The 19179-nt window shown below is 58.3% G+C and carries 20 protein-coding genes; 11 read left to right on the top strand and 9 right to left on the bottom strand.

Annotation, left to right across the window (positions count from 1 at the left end; all coding sequences use genetic code 11):
- The first annotated feature begins 61 nt into the window (after positions 1-61).
- The 4 genes from ACIQJ2_RS24765 to ACIQJ2_RS24780 are packed head-to-tail and all read left to right on the top strand — an operon-like array spanning position 62 to position 3186.
- Positions 62-781: an ABC transporter permease gene (locus ACIQJ2_RS24765; protein WP_400671626.1), complete on the top strand. Its 720-nt coding sequence runs from the start codon at positions 62-64 to the stop codon at positions 779-781.
- Positions 781-1503, top strand: coding sequence for an ABC transporter permease subunit (locus ACIQJ2_RS24770; RefSeq protein WP_199147039.1), 723 nt, complete (start codon positions 781-783; stop codon positions 1501-1503). Before ACIQJ2_RS24765 ends, ACIQJ2_RS24770 begins: the two co-directional genes overlap by 1 nt.
- A 2-nt stretch (positions 1504-1505) precedes the next feature.
- A complete protein-coding gene (locus ACIQJ2_RS24775) occupies positions 1506-2282 on the top strand; it encodes an ATP-binding cassette domain-containing protein (protein WP_199147088.1) in 777 nt (258 codons plus the stop codon).
- Positions 2283-2334: 52 nt separating this feature from the next.
- On the top strand, positions 2335-3186 hold the full coding sequence (locus ACIQJ2_RS24780; protein WP_400671624.1) for a transporter substrate-binding domain-containing protein: 852 nt from the start codon (positions 2335-2337) through the stop codon (positions 3184-3186).
- A gap of 260 nt (positions 3187-3446) precedes the next feature.
- Here ACIQJ2_RS24780 and ACIQJ2_RS24785 read toward each other — a convergent pair whose 3' ends face one another.
- Complete coding sequence (locus ACIQJ2_RS24785) at positions 3447-4130, bottom strand: CatB-related O-acetyltransferase (protein ID WP_400671622.1); 684 nt, start codon at positions 4128-4130, stop codon at positions 3447-3449.
- 413 nt (positions 4131-4543) lie between these two features.
- Here ACIQJ2_RS24785 and ACIQJ2_RS24790 point away from each other — a divergent pair, with 413 nt between their 5' ends.
- Positions 4544-5608, top strand: coding sequence for an MFS transporter (locus ACIQJ2_RS24790; RefSeq protein ID WP_400671620.1), 1065 nt, complete (start codon positions 4544-4546; stop codon positions 5606-5608).
- A gap of 477 nt (positions 5609-6085) precedes the next feature.
- Here ACIQJ2_RS24790 and ACIQJ2_RS24795 read toward each other — a convergent pair whose 3' ends face one another.
- On the bottom strand, positions 6086-6895 hold the full coding sequence (locus tag ACIQJ2_RS24795) for an SDR family NAD(P)-dependent oxidoreductase (RefSeq protein WP_400671617.1): 810 nt from the start codon (positions 6893-6895) through the stop codon (positions 6086-6088).
- A gap of 46 nt (positions 6896-6941) precedes the next feature.
- On the opposite strand from ACIQJ2_RS24795, the gene ACIQJ2_RS24800 reads away from it, so the two are divergent.
- On the top strand, positions 6942-7331 hold the full coding sequence (locus ACIQJ2_RS24800) for a winged helix-turn-helix transcriptional regulator (RefSeq protein ID WP_400671614.1): 390 nt from the start codon (positions 6942-6944) through the stop codon (positions 7329-7331).
- A 121-nt stretch (positions 7332-7452) separates the two neighbouring features.
- Here the strand turns inward: ACIQJ2_RS24800 and ACIQJ2_RS24805 are convergent, their stop codons facing one another.
- Positions 7453-7881 (bottom strand): DUF1761 domain-containing protein, encoded by a 429-nt coding sequence (locus ACIQJ2_RS24805; RefSeq protein WP_400671611.1) that lies wholly within the window; start codon positions 7879-7881, stop codon positions 7453-7455.
- A 74-nt stretch (positions 7882-7955) separates the two neighbouring features.
- On the opposite strand from ACIQJ2_RS24805, the gene ACIQJ2_RS24810 reads away from it, so the two are divergent.
- Positions 7956-8639 carry a helix-turn-helix transcriptional regulator gene (locus tag ACIQJ2_RS24810; RefSeq protein WP_400671608.1) on the top strand — a complete coding sequence of 228 codons (684 nt, stop codon included), beginning with the start codon at positions 7956-7958 and terminating at the stop codon, positions 8637-8639.
- Positions 8640-8877: 238 nt separating this feature from the next.
- On the opposite strand, the gene ACIQJ2_RS24815 is transcribed toward ACIQJ2_RS24810, so the two are convergent.
- Complete coding sequence (locus ACIQJ2_RS24815; protein WP_400671605.1) at positions 8878-9672, bottom strand: hypothetical protein; 795 nt, start codon at positions 9670-9672, stop codon at positions 8878-8880.
- Positions 9673-10050: 378 nt separating this feature from the next.
- A complete protein-coding gene (locus tag ACIQJ2_RS24820; protein WP_400671603.1) occupies positions 10051-10938 on the bottom strand; it encodes a LysR family transcriptional regulator in 888 nt (295 codons plus the stop codon).
- Positions 10939-11106: 168 nt separating this feature from the next.
- Between ACIQJ2_RS24820 and ACIQJ2_RS24825 the strand changes: the two genes are divergently transcribed.
- Positions 11107-12003, top strand: coding sequence for a DMT family transporter (locus tag ACIQJ2_RS24825; protein WP_400671600.1), 897 nt, complete (start codon positions 11107-11109; stop codon positions 12001-12003).
- A 27-nt stretch (positions 12004-12030) separates the two neighbouring features.
- Here ACIQJ2_RS24825 and ACIQJ2_RS24830 read toward each other — a convergent pair whose 3' ends face one another.
- Positions 12031-12546, bottom strand: coding sequence for a GNAT family N-acetyltransferase (locus tag ACIQJ2_RS24830; protein WP_400671598.1), 516 nt, complete (start codon positions 12544-12546; stop codon positions 12031-12033).
- Between the two features lie 77 nt (positions 12547-12623).
- Positions 12624-13292, bottom strand: coding sequence for a CBS domain-containing protein (locus ACIQJ2_RS24835; RefSeq protein WP_246761920.1), 669 nt, complete (start codon positions 13290-13292; stop codon positions 12624-12626).
- A 224-nt stretch (positions 13293-13516) separates the two neighbouring features.
- On the opposite strand from ACIQJ2_RS24835, the gene ACIQJ2_RS24840 reads away from it, so the two are divergent.
- Positions 13517-14353 carry a universal stress protein gene (locus tag ACIQJ2_RS24840; RefSeq protein WP_400671595.1) on the top strand — a complete coding sequence of 279 codons (837 nt, stop codon included), beginning with the start codon at positions 13517-13519 and terminating at the stop codon, positions 14351-14353.
- 195 nt (positions 14354-14548) lie between these two features.
- Here ACIQJ2_RS24840 and ACIQJ2_RS24845 read toward each other — a convergent pair whose 3' ends face one another.
- Entirely contained in the window at positions 14549-15244 is a 696-nt protein-coding gene (locus ACIQJ2_RS24845; RefSeq protein WP_400671593.1) for a CBS domain-containing protein, read from the bottom strand.
- Positions 15245-15497: 253 nt separating this feature from the next.
- A complete protein-coding gene (locus ACIQJ2_RS24850) occupies positions 15498-16223 on the bottom strand; it encodes a response regulator (RefSeq protein ID WP_400671591.1) in 726 nt (241 codons plus the stop codon).
- 134 nt (positions 16224-16357) lie between these two features.
- On the opposite strand from ACIQJ2_RS24850, the gene ACIQJ2_RS24855 reads away from it, so the two are divergent.
- The gene (locus ACIQJ2_RS24855) at positions 16358-17107 is read left to right on the top strand and encodes a Crp/Fnr family transcriptional regulator (RefSeq protein WP_400671589.1); all 750 of its coding nucleotides are present in this window, start codon (positions 16358-16360) and stop codon (positions 17105-17107) included.
- 19 nt (positions 17108-17126) lie between these two features.
- Positions 17127-19049 carry a PAS domain S-box protein gene (locus ACIQJ2_RS24860; protein ID WP_400671587.1) on the top strand — a complete coding sequence of 641 codons (1923 nt, stop codon included), beginning with the start codon at positions 17127-17129 and terminating at the stop codon, positions 19047-19049.
- Positions 19050-19179: the final 130 nt, after the last annotated feature.

Below are 19179 nucleotides of genomic sequence, written 5' to 3' on the forward strand. Positions count from 1 at the left end.
GTCGCCACCTAGAGAGCCTTCAGCCTACTGTTAGCGCTTTCAGCCAAGGATCGTCCCATCGATGAGCTATCCCGGTTTCCTCGACATCATCAGCTTTGGTTCCGATGGGTGGGGGCACGCGCTCGCAGCCGGCGCCTGGATGACAATCTTGATAGCGCTCGCCGGATTTGCGATCGGCAGCCTTATCGGCACTCTCGCCGCCTGGGCAAAAATCTCCGGCGGTTGGCTGGTTAGGGTGCTTGCCGAAACCTATACGACAGTGTTGCGCGGCATTCCCGATCTATTGGTGATCTACCTTTTCTATTTTGGGGGAAGCGCTGTTGTCACCGCGGTTGGGCATGCCTTCGGCGCCCAGGGCTTCGTCAGCTTTCCAGGCTTCGTTGCCGGTGCGCTTGCTGTTGGGGTGACCTCGGGCGCGCAGCAGACCGAGGTTCTTCGCGGAGCCTTCCGTGCGGTGCACCCAGGGGAACTGGAGGCAGCCACGGCTTGCGGCATGGGTCGTTTTCTCAAGTTCCGCCGCATAACCGCGCCGTTGACACTGCGCTATGCGCTACCCGGCCTTGGCAATGTATGGCAGGTTGCCTTGAAGGAATCGGCACTCGTTTCGGTCACGGGCGTCGTCGAACTTCTGCGGCAAGCCCAGATCGGCGCCGGATCGACAGGCTTGCCCTTTGATTTCTACTTCATCGCGGCGATGATCTATCTTGTCATCTCTACCGTCTCGGGGGGCTTTCTCAATCGTTCGGAACGCCGGCTCTCGCGCGGCGTGAGGAGAGGTTGATGGACGTCACCTTTGCGACCGAGACCTTCATAAGCCTCCTCGCGGCCTTGCCCCTGACACTTGAACTTGCAGTCACCGCGATCGCCCTCGGTGCCTTGCTTGCTCTGGCACTTGCCGCCGCGCGCCTCTCGGGCATTGTCGCGCTTGACTGGTTCGCGCGCCTCTATGTTTTTGTGTTTCGCGGTACGCCGTTGCTCGTCCAGATCTTTTTGATCTACTACGGCCTCAGCCAGTTTTCTTCCGTCCGCCATAGCGTGCTCTGGCCGCTTCTGCGCGACCCTTACTGGTGCGCCGTCCTGGCCTTGATGCTGAATACGGCAGCCTATGCGAGCGAGATCATTCGCGGCGGCCTCTTGTCGGTACCGCATGGACAGGTCGAGGCCGCTCGCGCCTGCGGCATGCCGCGGATCATGATTTTGCGTCGCATCGTCATGCCGCTAGCGATCCGCCAGGCCCTGCCAGGATATGGCAATGAGATGATTTCGATGATCAAGGCGACCTCACTTGCCTCGATCATTACCCTCATGGAGATCACCGGCGTTGCCGCAAAGATCATATCGGAGAGCTACCGTGTGACCGAGGTCTTCGTCGTCGCTGGCGCAATCTATCTTGCCATCAACATCCTGCTTACTCGGCTTATTGCCGTGGTTGAGTATCGGTTGAGCTCACATCAGCGCGAACCCCTGCCGATCAACAGCGAACTCAAGGGAGAAACAGCTTGACCATGACCGCTACGCTTGCCTCGTCCAACGCTATCAGTGTCCGTGATCTCCACAAGAGTTTCGGAGCCATCGAGGTATTAAAGGGGGTCTGCCTGAATGCGGGGGAGGGCGAGGTGATTTCGATCCTCGGCTCTTCCGGATCGGGAAAGTCCACACTGCTGCGATGCATCAACATGCTCGAGATACCCGATTCCGGCTCCATTGCCGTCGCCGGCGAGGAGATCCGCCTCAAGGCGACACGCGGCGGCAAAAGCCGACCGGCGGATTTGGCTCAGGTTGACCGAATTCGCTCCGAGCTCGGCATGGTATTCCAGAGTTTCAATCTCTGGTCCCACAAGACCATACTGGAGAATGTCATTGAAGCGCCCGTTCACGTGTTGAAACGATCGCGTCGCGAGGCAATGGACGAAGCAGAAGTTCTCCTGGCCAAGGTCGGCATCGCGGACAAGCGCAACCATTATCCGTCCCATCTTTCAGGCGGTCAGCAGCAGCGTGCCGCAATCGCTCGCGCGCTTGCAATGCGACCAAAGGCGATGCTCTTCGACGAGCCGACGTCGGCCCTCGATCCGGAACTCGTCGGCGAAGTCTTGCGTGTGATGCGCGCGCTTGCCGAGGAGGGCAGGACGATGCTGGTCGTAACGCACGAGATGGGATTTGCTCGCGATGTCTCCAACCGTGTCGTCTTCCTGCACAAGGGGGCAGTCGAAGAAGAGGGACCTCCGCACGAAATCTTCAAACACTCCAGATCTGAACGCTTCCGGCAATTCATCAGCAACTGAGACGCGATTTGCTGCAGCCGTCACGCAAACACCAAAAAAAGGGAACATCACAATGAAGAAAACGACCGTGCTCATGGCGATCGCAATCGCAACGGGGCTTCTGGCGCCGGCCGTCAAAGCAGAAGAAAGCAACGTCACGAAAATTACCATTGCCACGGAGGGCGCTTTCCCGCCCTACAATCTGACAAGGGCGGACGGCACCCTTGATGGCTACGAAATCGAACTTAGCAAATATCTTTGCGATCACATGAAGGTCGAATGCACCGTGATCTCGCAGTCTTTCGACGGCATGATCCCAGCGCTTAATGCCGGCAAGTTCGATGCCATCATGGCTGGCATGTCGGCGACGGAAAAGCGCAAGGAGGTGATCGACTTCTCGATCTCCTATGGCAGTACAGGCCAGGCTTTCGCGACGATCAAGGGCAACGAGCTTGAAAGCCTTCCGCTGAAGGGAGAGCTCTTTTCTTTGGCTTCAAACGAGCAGGGCGCGCGCAAGGCCGTGGAAGAACTAAAGCCGATCATCAAAGGCAAGGTCATCGGTGTCCAAACCGCATCGATTGCCGCCCGCTTCATCGATGAGTATCTAAAGGGTGTCGTTCAGGTTCGCGAGTACAAGACCACCGAGCAGCATGATCTCGATCTCTTGGCCGGTCGTGTCGATTTTGTCATGGCATCGATGGGATACCTGAAAACCACCGTCGAAAAGCCCGCAAATTCAGACATGATCATCGTAGGCCCGCGTTTCCAGGGTGGATTTCTTGGTGCCGGCAGCTCTGTCGGCCTGCGCAAGGGCGATACGAAACTGAAGGCGATGTTCGACGATGCCATCATGGCGGCAAAGGCCGATGGCACGATCAAGCGTCTTTCCGAAAAGTGGTTCGGCTTTGACCTGACGCCGCAATAGGAACTTTTTTCCTCCGATGGAAAGGCGCTCTCCGCTCGGCCGGTGACGCCTTTCACGACGTGATGACATGGTATCGTTGGAGAGCCCTAGTGGGGAACTCAGCCTTGTTAGCAGCGCTCATGCACGTCACGACAGTTTGGAATCCCACAACATTGTCCGGAAAAGCGTCTGCTCGGCTTTGCTGCCGCCTGGGATCGGCCTGCGGCCGAAGAGCACAGACCCGGGGTCCTCGGCGAGGGCTGGCTTTCAGATGACCGTCATCATGTCTTGTTTCCGCCCGGAATGATTGTCCCATGTTGCTGATCGTAGTCGGCAGAGGCTGTGATGAGGTGGTCGATATCCGCTGCGGTGATGAAACGCCTCAGAGCTTCGAACTTGGCCTCGGTCCATTTGTACATATCAAGCTCAAGGAGCTTTTGCACGGCGGCAGCGGGGAACCGTTGTCGAATAGGCGCGGCGGGATTGCCGGCGACAATCGTGTAGGGCGCGACGTCTTTGGTGACGATGGCACCGGAAGCTACCACCGCACCCTCTCCAATCGTGATGCCCGGCATGATCATCGCTCGCATTCCGATCCAGGCTCCGTTGTCGATCACGGTATCACCCTTGCCGATATAGGCTTCGCGAATGACATCGAGGAACGGGTAGAGACTAAACCAGTCCGTTCGGTGCGTATGGTTGCCACCCATCAGGATGACGGCCTCGGCACCGATGCAGACGTAGTCGCCGATATAAAGTTGATCAATGGGCCACAAGGGCTCCCATGCCTTCATGCTGAATTCGTCGCCATAGTGGTAGCGGACAACACTTTGTTCGAAGGAACCCGTCCAGGCGTTGCTGTAGTAGCTGTGGGTTCCGCGAACGTGAATGTTCGGATTTTTTACCGTCTCATGCAGGAGTTCCACAATTGACCAGTGCTTGGTCGGCGCGTTTGTTGATGTCATGATGCATCGACTTTCTGTTCGCTGAGCTGGGATGGGACAGCGTGTCCCTGCAGAATCGTTGTTCCGTTAATAGCGAAGTGCCAGCTCGAGAGCTATGGCCGGTGTCGGCACGAAGTGCTCAATATCTACACTATTAAAATAGCCGCTTGCGGTGAGAAGCTAAGCCGCCGTTTCGACCGATATGTGGTCGAGAGCGGCTTGGAGGACTCGGCTCTTCATGCGGGCCGAATGTCCAGTTTCGGGTGGCTGGCGGAATGGCTGCCTTTGCGCAGGAGGTGTGCAAAGCCGTTGGTGGAGGCCGGCCGGGACGGCGGTTTCGTACCGCAAACGCCTATACGCTGTTCAGCGCGTAAACCGTCACAATTCTGAAATGCGGCGGTGGTTACTAGGCCGGGCTCCACGGACGACATAACATGCGCCAATCCCCCTTTCACCTGCCTCTTGTTGTCGGCTTGCTAGCGCTCGCGCAGGCAGTTAGCTGGGGCATGACCTTCAACCTGTCGGCTATCACGGGTCGCGCCATGGGAGAGACCCTAGGCTTGCCCTATGTCGTGGTGATGGCGGGACCGACCGTGATGCTGGTGGTGATGGCACTGATCGCGGTGCCGCTGCTCAGATTGTTTGAGCGCTTTGGAGCCCGGCTCGTCATGACGGCTAGTGTCGCGCTCGGCGCGCTTGGTCTGGTCGTGGTCGGTCTAGCAACAGGACCTTGGACATATTTTTTGGGCTGGGGCGTTATCGGCGCTGCTGGTGCAGGCATGCTGACGACTGCCGTGCAAATTGCGATTGCAGAACTTTTCGGCGCCCGTGCGCGCGCAACCGTCGGGGCGCTGATGGTTTTCGGCGGCCTTGGCACCACGCTATGTTGGCCGTTGCTTGGCGGTCTCCAGGCAGCTTTTGGGTGGCGGATGGCAACGCTGATCGGCGCCGCGGCGCTGCTAACGGTCGTTGCGCCCATTTACTGGCTGTTGCTCGCGAAGCGTCCAGCCACACCTTCAGCGGCTGTGAAAAGCAATCCGGATTATCAACTCGATTGGATCGCATTTGGTCTGCTGGCCTTTAGCACAGCCTCAAACGGCATAGTGACATGGGGTTTTTCGCTCACAATTATTACCCTGTTTGAAGCGCGTGGACTTAGTCACGCAACAGCAATCCTGACGGCGTCCTTCATAGGCGTCGCCGCCCTTGCCGCGCGTCTGGTCGATTTCGTGGCCAGCCGTCGCTGGAACAGCTTGGCAACGGGCCTTATGGCAGGTTTCGGCTTGCCAATAAGCTTTGCAATCCTGATGCTTGGAAGTGGCGAACTGGCTGCCGGCCTGTTTGCGATCATCTATGGCCTTACGAGCGGCGTTCTGGCCGTAGCTCGCTCGACCATGACGCTCGACCTGTTTCCCGTCGCGGCCTATGCACGGGCTTCGTCGATGTTAGCCTTGCCGATGAACTTATCCTTCGCCTGCGCACCGCCACTCTTTGCCTAAATTCTCGCAGGTGCGGGGAGCAACGTGGCGCTGGGGGTCGCGATGGCACTCTCTCTCGCTGCTATGGCGACGCTTTGTGCGTTGACTCTCCGCCATCGCGCTAAGCGGGCAACCGCCGAAAACGTCGCTATCTAGGCGCCAAGTCAGACTAGGATCGCAAGCGAGACGACTGCCTTGGACGCGAACTGCTTGTTGGCGACCATCCAAAATAGGTCAGAAGCCGCGTTCTCTGGATTTGCCGACAAGGGCTGCCATGGTGATTTGGATCTTGTAGGCTGACGGTTTGCTCTCGACCCCAAATCGGTTATTCCATGCGGGCGAAGCCGATGTTCATCACTGAGGAATTTCGGGCCGATAGTGTTTGTAACAACAGGGCCGCCAATTCTTGACCAGGCTCCCTGGGTCAGGCGGGTCTCGCATCGACGCTTGGCAACCGCGTTTCGGCGAAACCCGGAGCCAGCAATACGGCACCTGAAATTAGAGTCCGGGCCACATCCCCCCGTCGAGCCTTAGGTTCGCTCCCGTGATATAACTTGCCCGCGGGCTGGCAAGAAAAGCGATAGCGTCTGCGATCTCCTCGATCGTCCCGACCCTGCCCATCGGCACCTGCGCGAACAACGGTAGCGCCAGTCCCTCGACCTCGACCCACGGAGCGTCCATCGCCAGCCCCTTGTCCGCAGCCGCTTTTCGGAAGGCTGTCTCCAGACTGACACTCTGGATCGTTCCCGGCGAGACGGTGTTGACGGTCACGCCGTCCCTTGCGCAATCCTTCGCGAGCGAGGCAGTCATCGCGATCATCGCCGCCTTGGCCGCCGAATAGTCGGGTCGAGTCGCAGGAGGCATCAGGGCGGCCAGGCTTGAGATGTTGATGATCCGACCCCATCGTTTCGCCTTCATTTCGGGAAGCACAATGGAGATCAGCCGCGCCGCGGCGACGACGTTCCGATCGTAGACGCTTGCCCAGGTATCGGCCTTCGTCGTCGTCCAGTTCTCGGGGGCTGCCGAACCGCCCGCGTTGTTGATCAGGATGTCGATCGAGCCGTGCGGCGCCTTCGCCTGGTCAACGACCGCCTTGACAGCGGCCTCCTGCGTTAAGTCGCCGAGCACGACATGGGCCGTTCCACCGGCCGCCGCTATATCTTGTGCGACGTCCTCGGTTTTGGCTTTGTTGCGCCCATGCACGATGACAACGGCACCTTCTTTGGCCAGGCCCTTGGCGACGCCCTCGCCAATACCCTTGCTGCTACCCGTGACCAGCGCGATCTTGCCGTCGAGTTGTAAGTCCATCTTCCGTGCTCCATATCCAGATGTCGGAGGCATATTGGACGATGCGATGAGCGAGGCAATTACGCACTTTAAAGTACCTGTACCCGTCGAAGACAGGGATGTCTGCCTCGGTGCGGACGGTTCCGTCGCGCATGTCGCGCGAGTGTTGCGCATGATCAGCGGACGCTGGAAGCTTCCGATCCTGTTCCGCTTGTTCGCCACCCCTCGTCTGAGGGCATCGCAGTTCATGCGCGACATCCCCAGCATCTCGCAGAAAATGCTGACCCAGCACCTCAGGGAACTGGAGCGCGACGGCCTCGTAGAAAGGCGCGACTTCGAGGAGCTGCCGCCACGGGTCGAGTATTCGCTGACAGCAGCGGGTTTTGCGCTTATGCCGCTCCTCATGTCGGCTAGAGAGTTCTCCAGGGACCATCCAAATTCCGGTCAGGCGGACTGAGCGAGACCTACGGCCGTCTGACGCAGGGCGAAACCAGTAGGCACCTGGGCCTGAAGATCGGCAGGCGTGGCAGTTCGCGATCCTCGGATGCCCAGGCCATGGAATGCATCATCAGTTCCGCTCAGAATGGAATGAGGATCAGCAGCAGGCAGGCGATCACATTCGATACAAGAAAATAGGGCGTGTTCAGCAACCCGTATTGGAGTGGGCGAGGGAACAGCGGATTGATCGCGATGTTGAAGGTCATCGGCACCAAAAAGCCAAGGCCAACGATGAGACCAAGCATCGCGGCGTCCAACGCCGATGAAAGTCCGAGAGCCTTGATGAGATAGGCGTCGGTGATGACGGTGATCAGGGAGCAGACGAGTGGTCCCATCATGAAGATCGTACCGGATACCGCCTGCTGCTCCTTCGGCAGATTCTCTCGTCCGGTGACGTAGAGATATTGCTTCGGCACCAGCACCATGAAGTAGAGGCCTCCCAGAATGAAGGAGGCGACGGTCGCGGCGGCCACCGCGAGCCAGTGGATTTCGGCGAAGGCTGAGAACATGTTGATTCCTCTGTTGGCATTGTCCATGGAACGGTTATACCGTCGACCAACTGACAATTTACGGCAGTTGGAAGATGGCGCGCACCGACAGGCTTTTCAGACTTCTCCAGACGATGCGGACCATGGCCGCGCCGATAACGGCCGCACGTCTGGCCGAGGAGACAGGGGTGTCGCTGCGTTCCCTGTATCGGGACATTGACAGCCTGCGCGCCGCGGGAGCGCGGATCGACGGCGAGCGAGGGTATGGCTACCGACTGACGGAGGATTACGCTCTGCCGCCCCAGGCGCTCAGCCGCGAAGAGATCGAGGCCATTGCGCTCGGAATGGCGGAGGTCAGGAGCATGGGCGATGCGACGCTCGCGAAGTCCGCGGCCTCTGTTCTCGCCAAGGTTTCGGCGACCCTGTCGGATCACCGTGAACAGCAGCTCTTCCATGCGGTCTCCCAGGTGTACCGACCCGTCGCGCGCTTCGATGCCCCGCCGCATACCGATGCCGTACGACAGGCGTGCTGGACGGAGGAGGCGCTGACGATCCGTTATGAGGACAAGAGCGGCGCGCAGACCTCGCGAACGGTTTTGCCCTTGTCCATGGTCTACACCGAGCGGTCGTTGACGTTGCTCGCATGGTGCTGCCTAAGGGAGGCGTTCAGGATGTTCAGCGTCGCACGGATGAGCAGCGTTGAACGCACAGGAGATAGTTTCAGGCCGCGACGAGCGGTTCTTCTTCGAGAATACCTCTCGGAATTGCGGCAGGCTTGAGCAGCGACGGACGGCGCGACTGGCGGCGCTTCACATTCGACGGACCGCAAAACGAATGAGGGCTGGTCGCACGGACTGCGTCATCGCCCAGCCGCCGCGTCCAGGACTTGCCCGTTCAGAGCCACATTGTGAAAATCAGACATGCACTGAACCGGTGGCAATGTAGCCACCGGGAATGCGGCCGACGAACTAGGGTCTATGCCGCAGTACCGATTTATCGCGTCTGCCTCACACAGTCTCATTCCGGCTCAGCTGCCGGCAAGCTGATCTCAACAAAACCGCCGCGGGTGCGATCACCCCAGCTTCCTGCCATCGCCATCGGACTGCGACGATTGAGAACATAGACGTATTCCCGCTGTGACCTGCTTCCACCCAACGATGCGGTTTCTTTCCAGACCAATTGCTCGTAGCCGCTGACATGTCCTTTGATGACGTTGGCTGCTCCTGAGCCTTTCCAGTGGATGACGGCTTCAAAATTATGATGATCCACGCGCGTGAAATGGTCGACGGTGAAAGAGAGGATCTTCCTTCTCAATCGAACTGAGCCCGGAAAGCCGTCTTTGAGCTGATCGATGAGCCCTTCGTTTTTCATCTCTGCGTCGTTTGACGCCAGTGTTCCGGTCGGTGGCTCCATGTTAGAGACAAGCGCCTTGCTGAACATGGCGTCAGCGTTCCTGCACATATCAAGTGGGATTTTTCCCCGCCGCAGAATGACCTCCAATTGCTTTCGCGCTTCTGCTTCGGCCGCAGTTCGCACGTCGCCTGACAGCCGATAGCGCGAGCCATAATTCAGAACGCCGACAGCGATGCGGTTTTCCCATTGGCGGCGAGGGTGATGTCGTTGGATATCACATCTTTGGACCAGGATCAGGTTCGCAGCATAGTAGCCAAATTGAATGGCAGCGTCGATCGGGCCGCCTCGGTCGATGCTCGGATTGCTGTCAAACAGATACGTGGGGGAGATTTCGGTCGCGTGGACGGGAACGAGGAACTGACAAAGCAAGCAACCGCTTATGATAAACAGTTTGAACAAGAGCGCCTCCGTATCCGAAATCGTGAATGAGCAGGATCTTTGCGTCCCCTCTCGAGAAAACATCCCCGATCCATGGAAAGTCTCCGAAAGCCAGGTTCGGGTCAATCACCGTTCGGCAGCATTGTGATTTTGCACCGACAAGCGACTTCTCAACACCGGGATTTACAGAGAGTTATCGTAGATCTCGGCGCAGAAATCCCATCTGATTTACAGCGGTAGATCGATCTGAGGCAGCGCAATGGTCCCCGGCTGTCTTACAGTGGGAGACTTCGGCCGCGCGCCGACAGATGACGACGGCGGCAGAATAGTCCCGGCGACAGGCGCATTGTGACTGTGGCGTCCGCTCGCCGTCATGGAGTGGCAAGCGAAGGGCCGTCTTCAACTCGCAAGGGTCAAGCCGTGTCGGCTTGTTTCATTCCTGATTTCTGCCACCAAGGCATCGAGTGCGGCATTGCGCACTTTTCTCGATCGGCGAACCACGTAGGCAAGGGCAGGAGGTGCGGTCAGGCGACCGTCAATGATCAGCATCTCCGGACGCAGGTGCCGCTCGTTCAGGAGGGCGATGCCAAGTCCCGCAGTGACCGCCGAGACGATGCCCGCCGCGGCCGAACACTCGAAAACGGTTTCAAGCGTGGTCCCGCTATCCTGGCCGATGTCATAGGCCCATTGACGATAAAAACACTTGTCATCGAAGGAGAGGAAAGGAAGGAGGCCGCTGTCTGGAAGAGCAAGGTCCGGATGCTTCACCCAATGAAGCTTTTCTCGGAAGAGAACGACATCGGTCGGCCGAACTTCGTGGGCGAACAGCTGCAGGATAGCCGCATCGAGCTCGTTCCTCTCCAGCATCTCGCGAAGGACGAGGCTCATTCGAATCTTGGTGCGAACCGCGACATCAGGATACAGGCGACGGAACCGCCCGAGTATCCGGGCAAGGTCGCTGCAGGTGGTATCCTCGGTCAATCCAAGTGCGATACGCCCTGCAAGCTGTGTTTTCGACAGGCTGAGCAAGGCTTCGTCATGCAGGCCGAGAATACGTACTGCATAGTCCAGGAGTTCCCGGCCGGGCGGCGTAAAAAGCGATGCTCCCGGCCTTCTGTTCAGCAGCGCGCAATCGAGGCTCGCCTCGAGCCTTCGGATCTTGTGGCTGACGGCCGATTGGGAGAGGCCCAAGGCGTCGGCCGCGCGGGTTATGCCGCCATGATGGCTGATCGCCCAGATGGCACGAAGCGCGTCAATGTCCAGGCGGCGGTTCTTGATGTCGGTCAAGGCGATGAACTCGGTCGATGGGTCTCCATTTCCCTATGAGCCGTTTCAGCCATCTTCAAGGCCAAATGACAAAATCGGCATGAATGTCATGTCTGTATCGATTTTTGTCATGTGCGTTGAAGGCCCCCAAGGTCTACCTGCTGTGGCCAGACGATAATCGAGTTCGCGATGACAGACGAAGCCGCATCAGCTCGCCCTCAAGGCGCCCATCCCCTTCTGTGGCCATTGTTGGCAGGTCTGCTGATCGTCGGATGGAGTTCCGGCTTCGTCGGCATCCGCTATGCGAGCAACGATGTCAGCGTCACGCTGATCCTGTTTTGGCGGACCCTGTTGTCCGGTCTGCTTCTTTTGCCATTCGCGCTGCTGATCGGACCGAGAGTCGAACTGCGGACACTTGCCGGGCAGATGCTGTTCGGCGTCATGTCGGTCTTTCTCTATCTTGGAGGGTTCGCGCTTGCCATCGAACAGCGCGTGCCGACGGGACTTGTCGCCCTTATCGCGGATCTGGTTCCTCTCGCCATCGCAGCCCTGTCGCAGCCTGTGCTGGGTGAACGGCTCAGCCCGCGGCAATGGACCGGTACGGCGCTTGCTGTGTCGGGTGTGCTCATCGTCTCTTATGATAGCCTGAGCTTCGGGACGGCTCCGCTATGGGCATACGGGGCTACCGTTGGGTCGATGCTGGCTTTTGCATTTGCTTCGGTCGTCTATCGCAGCCGCAGGCGAGTGAGCATGCCGGTGCATCAGAGCCTGTGCATTCACACGCTGACGGCGGCCTTCCTCTTCTTCATTTGCGCATGGTTTCAGGGAAATCTCATGCCGCCGCTCACCCGCGAGTTCGCTATCGGTATGGTCTGGCTCGTGCTCGTCGCCACGTTTGCGGCCTATGCCGTCTACTATACCTGCCTGCGGCTATACCCGGTCGCCAAGGTCAGCGCCGCGATCTACCTCAGCCCTCCCGTCACGATGCTCTGGGCGTGGGCTTTGTTTTCCGAACCTTTGACGGCACCGATGTTCCTGGGTCTGGCGGTGACGATGGCAGGTGTTTGGATGACCTCTCGTGCCTAGGGGTCGGAGATATTCCGTACGCCAGCTCTATGCCACAAGTGGCTTCGACAAGAGCAAGAGCCGCTGGTCATCAGGGTAGGGGTAGGTTTCAAAGCCCAGTTTCTGCTCGATCTCCAACGCATCATAGTTGCTTCGATCTTCGATGGATTCGATCTTCTCCATGCCCTGCCGTTCGGCTTCCTGAACCATGAGCTTCAGAAGACCCCAGCCAAGCCCGTGGCCCTTGAAATCGCTGCGAACGGAAATCGCTGTCTCGGCGCGCTTTTTTTCGGCGTCGCAGGCAAGAACGGCTGTTGCGATCGGCGTTGCGGCGTCTCTGGCAAACGCAATGTAGCTCTTGATAGCGCCATGATCGATGCCGATCAACTCCGCAATCTGCTTGCGCGAGGCATGTTTCATGGCCGACAGGAAGCGAAAACGGAGGTCTTGCGGGCTAACATGATCAAAGAGCTCCACCAGGAGGGCCTCATCGTCAGAACCTGCTATTCGCACGGAGACCTGCAATCCCTCTCTTGTGACAAAACTCCATTTTTGTTCAGACACGGCAGTCTCCTTTGTTCGTATAGAATGTCGTTTGCGGGTATGGCCTGGGGATCCGGCGGGGCCTTTTTGGTGACCGCTCAAGCGATCTGTGGCGCGAGTTGCAGCTCGTCGACATAGCCACGGGTGCCTGTGATGCGTTCGACGAGAACTCTGATTGCGTGACGCTGCAGATCGGAGACAACGTTCCCGGTCAATCTAACCTGGGCGTCGCGTACCGAAACGCAGATCCGGTCGCCAGCAAGCCCGAGTTCGGTTCTCAGCCGCGTCCTGACGGCAAGCCTGATCGCTTCGTCGCCCGGTGCTATTTTATCAGCCGGTATGGAGGCAATGGCGCGCAGCACCTCGCGGCGGCTGACAAGGCCGACAAGCGCGCCCTCATCAAGCACGAGAACGCGCTTGATGCGATGGGTCGCCATCAGCTCTGCTACCGTTGAAATCGGTGTATCCGGTGTTACTGCAATGATGTTGGGCGTCATGACGTCGCCGACACGCCATGCTTTGCTCTTGATATAGGTCAGAAGAGCGCCATCGGCTCTTGTGACATCGGCGCAAGACTGACTGAGTGAGCTGATTTCGCATCGCATCAGGAGGTCGCCCTCCGTCACCACACCGCAGACACCTTGCAGCTGATCGACCACCGGAAGGCCGCTGATTCCATTTTCGAGCATGAGCTGGATAGCGTGGCGAATATTGGCGTCACGATCGATCGAAATGATCTTCTTTGTCATGATGTCTTTTGTCTGCATGGCAATCACTCCGAACGATGGGGTTGTGTCGAGAATGTCCGGAGCTTCGCCTGGATTGATCAAGCCGACATTGATCGGCGTCAAATTCGCTGACGAGGGTTGGACATGCTCGCCAACATGAGATTGCAGATTGCATGACGAGGTTCTTGACGCTGATCAATGCTGCGGTGAGGCAACGGCGTAGTTTCCAGATCGGACATCATCGGCGACAAGGAGATCCCTCAATGTCTTACAAAACTGTTCTGAGCATCATGTCCTCAAGGCATGGCGACGAAGATCTGGCAACCGCAATTTCATTTTGCGAAGCGACGAACGCACATCTCGTGCTGCTCGTCCTCGCGTTCGGCGCCATGCCTCCCTATAGCGGCTATGGCGATGCCTCGGCCAGTATCTGGATCGACGAGAGGGATCGCGAACTGGCGCAACTCGACGAAAAGGTTGGCGCCGCAAGAGCCAGACTTGCAGCCAGCGGCATATCCTTTGAGGCGCAGGAATTCTTCTGTGACTTTCCCTGGGCACCGGAGCTGCTTGGGCAACGCGCGCTATATTCCGACATCACGCTGATTGCGGGCGAGATGGCATCGGACCCGCATCTCAACGGGTTTGCCATTGACGGAGCGTTGTTTCACTCTCCCACGCCGCTCTTGATCGTCCCGAGACAAGGCTCCGTCGCCTGGCCACCTAAGACGGTGCTGATTGCCTGGGATTCAAGCCGCGAAGCCGGTCGCGCGGTTCATCAGGCGATCGATGTTCTGAAAGCAGCGGAGCGTGTGCATGTCACCATGGTCGATCCCGTTGCCTTATCAGGACGCCAAGGCGAGGAGCCCGGTGCCGATATAGCCGCTTACCTGGCTCGCCATCAAATAGAGGTGTCCATCGACGTGATTGCCAGTGGCACGCGCCGCATCAACGATGTGCTGCTTCAGCATGCCGGCGACCTGAGCGCCGATCTTGTCGTTATGGGATGTTATGGGCACTCGCGTGCGCGCGAGAGAGTGTTCGGTGGAGTCACACGAGGCATGTTCCGGCAAAGCACTTTGCCGATTCTGACGGCACGCTAGTTGCTGCTGTCCGCTCGGAGATGGGCTGTCCGCATCGCCGGCTCATCTCCTGCAAATTCCTGTCTCGCCCGACGCGAAGTCACGAGGCCAAGGAGAGCCCATGACATCGCGACTGGGCTTGCGCCCTCATCGGACCGGAGCCGACGGGCGCCGCCGCAGAGTTCGGTGTCGTCCGTCGCCGCCGAGCGAAATTGCTCAGACTATGCCAACGCCGATATAGGGATCGATGTAAACGAGATTGTCGAAGACCGCCCGGACGCCTGAAACATTTTCCGCAGCGACTTTTGCCGCCTGGCGCTCTCTTTCATCCATGATGCTGCCGGTGAGCTCCGCCACACCGTCGACCACCTTGACGCGGATGGAACCGCCGCGGCTCCAGTCCTGCGCTGCCAGCTCGTTGATGATCGCTGCCTCGATTTCCTGATCCTTATTATCTGTCACCTGTGCGGGAAGGGTCTTAACAAGAGCCTTTAGAAGGTCCGATCGAGAGACGATGCCGATGAGCCGACCCTGTGCGACGACGGGGATGCGTTTGACATCATGTTTTTCCATGAGCTCCACGACTTCCTGCAGACGGGCCGTGGGCGCTACCGTGACGATATCGGAGGTCATGACATCTTCCACACTGCGGCCATGCGTCGACACATATTCCGCAGCAAGCGCGCCGGGGCTTGTGAGAAGCTCGAGCAGCCATGAACGTTTGCGTTCGGTGTTCAATTCGCTGCGTCTTATAAAGTCGCCTTCGCTGACGATCCCGACCAGTCTGGCCGACGCATCGACCACGGGCAGACCACTGATATGATTGTCGAGCATAGTCTTGGCCGCTTCCGCAATGGAAGTTTCGGGGTGAACGACGATTGCAGGTGAGGTCATGATCGCATGGACAAGCATGTTGAGCGCACTCCTTTGAGGTGGCGTATGCCGGTGGAATCCGGCTACCTCCGTCAAAATAGGGCCACTCTGAAATTCCACTTTGATCACGATCAAAGAATCCTGTGTCGCCGGTAACGGATCGCTCGGCGTTTCAACGATGCGATCAGACGATGGAAGCGATTGGGAATATTCTTGCCGGAACGGTGTTTCCGGTGCTTGATCGCAAGGTGACAGGTGTCATGCGCCGATGCCGGGCGGTCCCCGCCGCCACTCAGTCCAGTTTCGCCGTGAACACATAGCCGACCCCGCGGACCGCCTTGATGAATTGCGGTTTCTTGGGATCTGTTTCGATCTTACGGCGAAGCCGGACGATCTGTGCGTCGATCGTGCGATCAAACGCTTCAAGATTGCGGCCTCTCGTCAGGTCCATGAGTACTTCGCGGGTAAGGACACGTCCCGCATTTCGCACGAATGCCGTCAGCATCTCGTATTCGCCCGTCGTCAGTTCGACGTCGCGCCCCTCCGGATCCAAAACCTGGCGTCGGCTGACATTCAGCCTCCATCCCTCGAAGCCAACGACTTCCTCGGCACCCGGCTCCGAAACGCGGACGGGAGGTTGACGTCGCCGCAGTATCGATTTGAGGCGGGCGTGGACTTCACGCAGGTGGAAAGGCTTGGCGATATAGTCGTCTGCGCCGATTTCAAGTCCGACGATCCGGTCGACGACATCATCGCGACCCGTCAGCATCATGATCGGCACGTCCGACTGCGCTCTAATTTCGCGGGCAAGGTCAAGTCCGTCGGTGCCGCCAGGAAGGACAAGATCGAGCAGAATGGCGTCAAAGCTCTGCGCCCGCATTCGGACGCGCATTTCATTTCCGTCCGCAGCGGACGAAACAATATAGCCTTCATCCTCGAAGTAGCGCGTCAACATTTGACGGATGCGGGAATCGTCGTCCACGACGAGGAGATGCGCTTGATGGTGGAGCGCCGCCATCGTCGATCCAATCAATGTATTAAACCGCCCTTGTTACAGACTGTTACCAAACAGCACCGTCTTTAACACGCGCAGCATCCCGGTGTCACCTGTGAGAGGTCATCTGTTCCCAATCACAGCTCAAAGGATCGGCCATGCTGCAGGCGAATAATGTTCATCATCTCAAGGATGTCACGAATCCGGTGTTGTTCGGTGTTGCGCCGGACTCGCTGCAGGGGCTTTTCAGGAGGCAGCCCGTCGAGCACCTGTGTGCCGGCCAATCCCTCTTTCTTGAAGGCGATGCCGCAAGACATCTCTTCGAGGTGGTCGAGGGTAGCCTGCGCATCTTCAGGATCATTTCCGACGGACGCCGGGTTATCACCGGCTTCCTGCACGCTAGCGACATGGCGGGTGTTTCAATGACAGGCAACTATCTCTACAGCGCTGAGGCTGTGGTAGATACGCGTATTCGCCGTATCTCACGCAAGCTATTCGATGCCGAGGTTGCCAAGTCTCCAGAGCTGCAGTCGGAGGTGTTTTCGCTCCTTCGCGACGAAATGGCTGATGCCCAGGACCAGATGGTATTGCTGTCCCGTAAGAGCGCGGAAGAGCGGCTTTGCAGTTTCCTGCTCAGACAGGCGGAAGCCGCGCCCGGTGCTCGCGCGAACGCCGGCATTGTCGCGCTGCCCATGACAAGGCTTGATATTGCCGACTACCTTGGCCTGACGATCGAGACGGTCTCCAGAACGATAACCAAGCTGACGCAACGGGGTATCATCTGTCCGGTCGGTCGCCATGCGGTCCAGCTTCTGAAGCATGGCGTTCTCGTCCAGCTTTCCGGGGACGGTGAATATTTTAGCGACGGCTGTCGCCAAATCTCCTACGCTGCGGGTAATCACCACTAAGCGCAGATGAAGAGATCCTATGAGCAGCAATACCGTCAGTGATGTTTTGAACGGAAACAAGATGGACGAAATCGCCCGCTTGCTCGACGGGGTTAATTTGATCGTCCACGGCCTCGACGGGATCATCAGCCATTGGACCGGCGGCTGCCAAGCTGTTTATGGTTGGTCACGCGAAGAAGCCATCGGACGCGTTGTTCATGAGCTGCTGTCGACCCGCTTCCCACGGCCACTCGAGGAAATCCGCGATATTGTCCGGCGTGACGGTGCATGGGAGGGCGAAGTCGTCCATCGCAGGAAGGATGGACGCATACTCTTCGTTGCGACGCGTTGGGCGCTCGTCAATCCTGATGCCGATAGCAAGGCGCTGATCATTCAGACGAACAATGATGTGAGCGACATGAAAATTGCGCAGGACGATCTTGCCGAACGTGAAGCGCATTTACGATCCATTCTAGACACCGTCCCTGAATCGATGGTCGTCATCGATGCTGCCGGAGTGATCTCCTCCTTCAGCGCCGCGGCGGAAAAACTGTTCGGTTATTCTTCGGCCGAGGTGTGCGGCAAAAACGTGCGCATGCTGATGCCGCAACCTGATCGCGATGCACATGACGGCTATATCTCGCGATATCTGACGACCGGCGAGCGCCGCATCATTGGCTACGGGCGGGTCGTGACAGGGCAACGCAAGGATGGATCGCAGTTTCCCATGGAACTCTCCGTCGGCGAGGCAGTCACCAAGGGTGGACGCATTTTCACGGGCTTCATCCGCGATTTGACGAGCCGTCACAAGATCGAGGAGGAGCTGCGGCAGGCGCAGAAGATGGAGGCGATCGGGCAACTGACGGGTGGCTTGGCGCACGACTTCAACAACCTGCTGACAGTCATCAGCGGCAACCTCGAAATGATCGAGAACAGACTGCACGACGAAAAGCTCAGCCCTTTGTTGCGGGAAGCGCAGGACGCGGCCGAAGATGGCGCAAAATTGACCGGACAACTGCTTGCCTTCGGTCGTCGACAGCCACTCAATCCAAAACTCGTCGACGTCGGCCAGCTTGTCTCGGGTTTCTCCGATCTCTTGCGTCGCACGCTGGGCGAGGCAATCGAGTTTCGTACCGTCGTCTCGGGATCGGCAAACAACGCACTGGTCGATGCGTCGCAATTGCAAAACGCACTGCTGAACCTCGTTCTCAACGCGCGCGATGCGATGGCCCGTGGCGGAAGGCTTTCAATCGAAATCTCGCATGTCCATCTCGACGTCGACTATGCGCAGATGTATCCCCAGGTACGCACCGGTGAATTCGTCCTGATTTCAGTGACAGATACCGGCCATGGCATGTCGGCGGACACAAGACAGCGCGCTTTCGAGCCGTTCTTTACGACCAAGGGTGTTGGAGCCGGTACCGGGCTCGGCCTCTCCATGGTTTATGGTTTTGCAAGGCAGTCCGGCGGCCACGTCCAGCTCTATAGCGAGATGGGGCAGGGAACAAGCGTGCGCGTTTTTCTTCCAGCCGCGCAAAAGGAGAATGCAGAGGGCGACGAACGGAAAAAGGGAGAGGAGCCTCCGCAGGCCATTCCAGGCGGCTCGGAAAAAATTCTCGTGGTTGAGGATGATCCGCGTGTGCGCCGCGTCGCCGTGTCCCGGCTTGTCGATACCGGCTACCAGGTCGTCGAGGCGGCCAGCGCGAAGGAGGCGCTCGACCGGTTGGAAGAAAATCCGGATGTCGCATTGCTGTTCACGGATATCGTCATGCCCGGCGGCATGGCCGGTGACGAACTCGCCAATATCGTGCGAGCGATGAATCCGGAGATCAAGATCCTGTTTACGTCCGGCTATGCTGAGCCGACGATCGCCGGCCGCGAGCTTGCTCAATCCGGCACATGGCTGAAGAAACCCTATACGGCGCGCGAACTGGCGCAACGATTGCGGGAGCTTCTCGACTAGAGCGGTTTTGGTCGGCTGTCTCGACGCCTTTCGTCGGAAACAGGAGCGGAGATCGCGGTCTGGCTATCCGGTGAAATCTCCAGATGTTTCCGGCTTTTGGCCCTATTCACCAGTCTCCTTTCCATGATCC

This window comes from Rhizobium sp. NPDC092011, assembly GCF_044756305.1.
GTDB lineage: Bacteria > Pseudomonadota > Alphaproteobacteria > Rhizobiales > Rhizobiaceae > Rhizobium.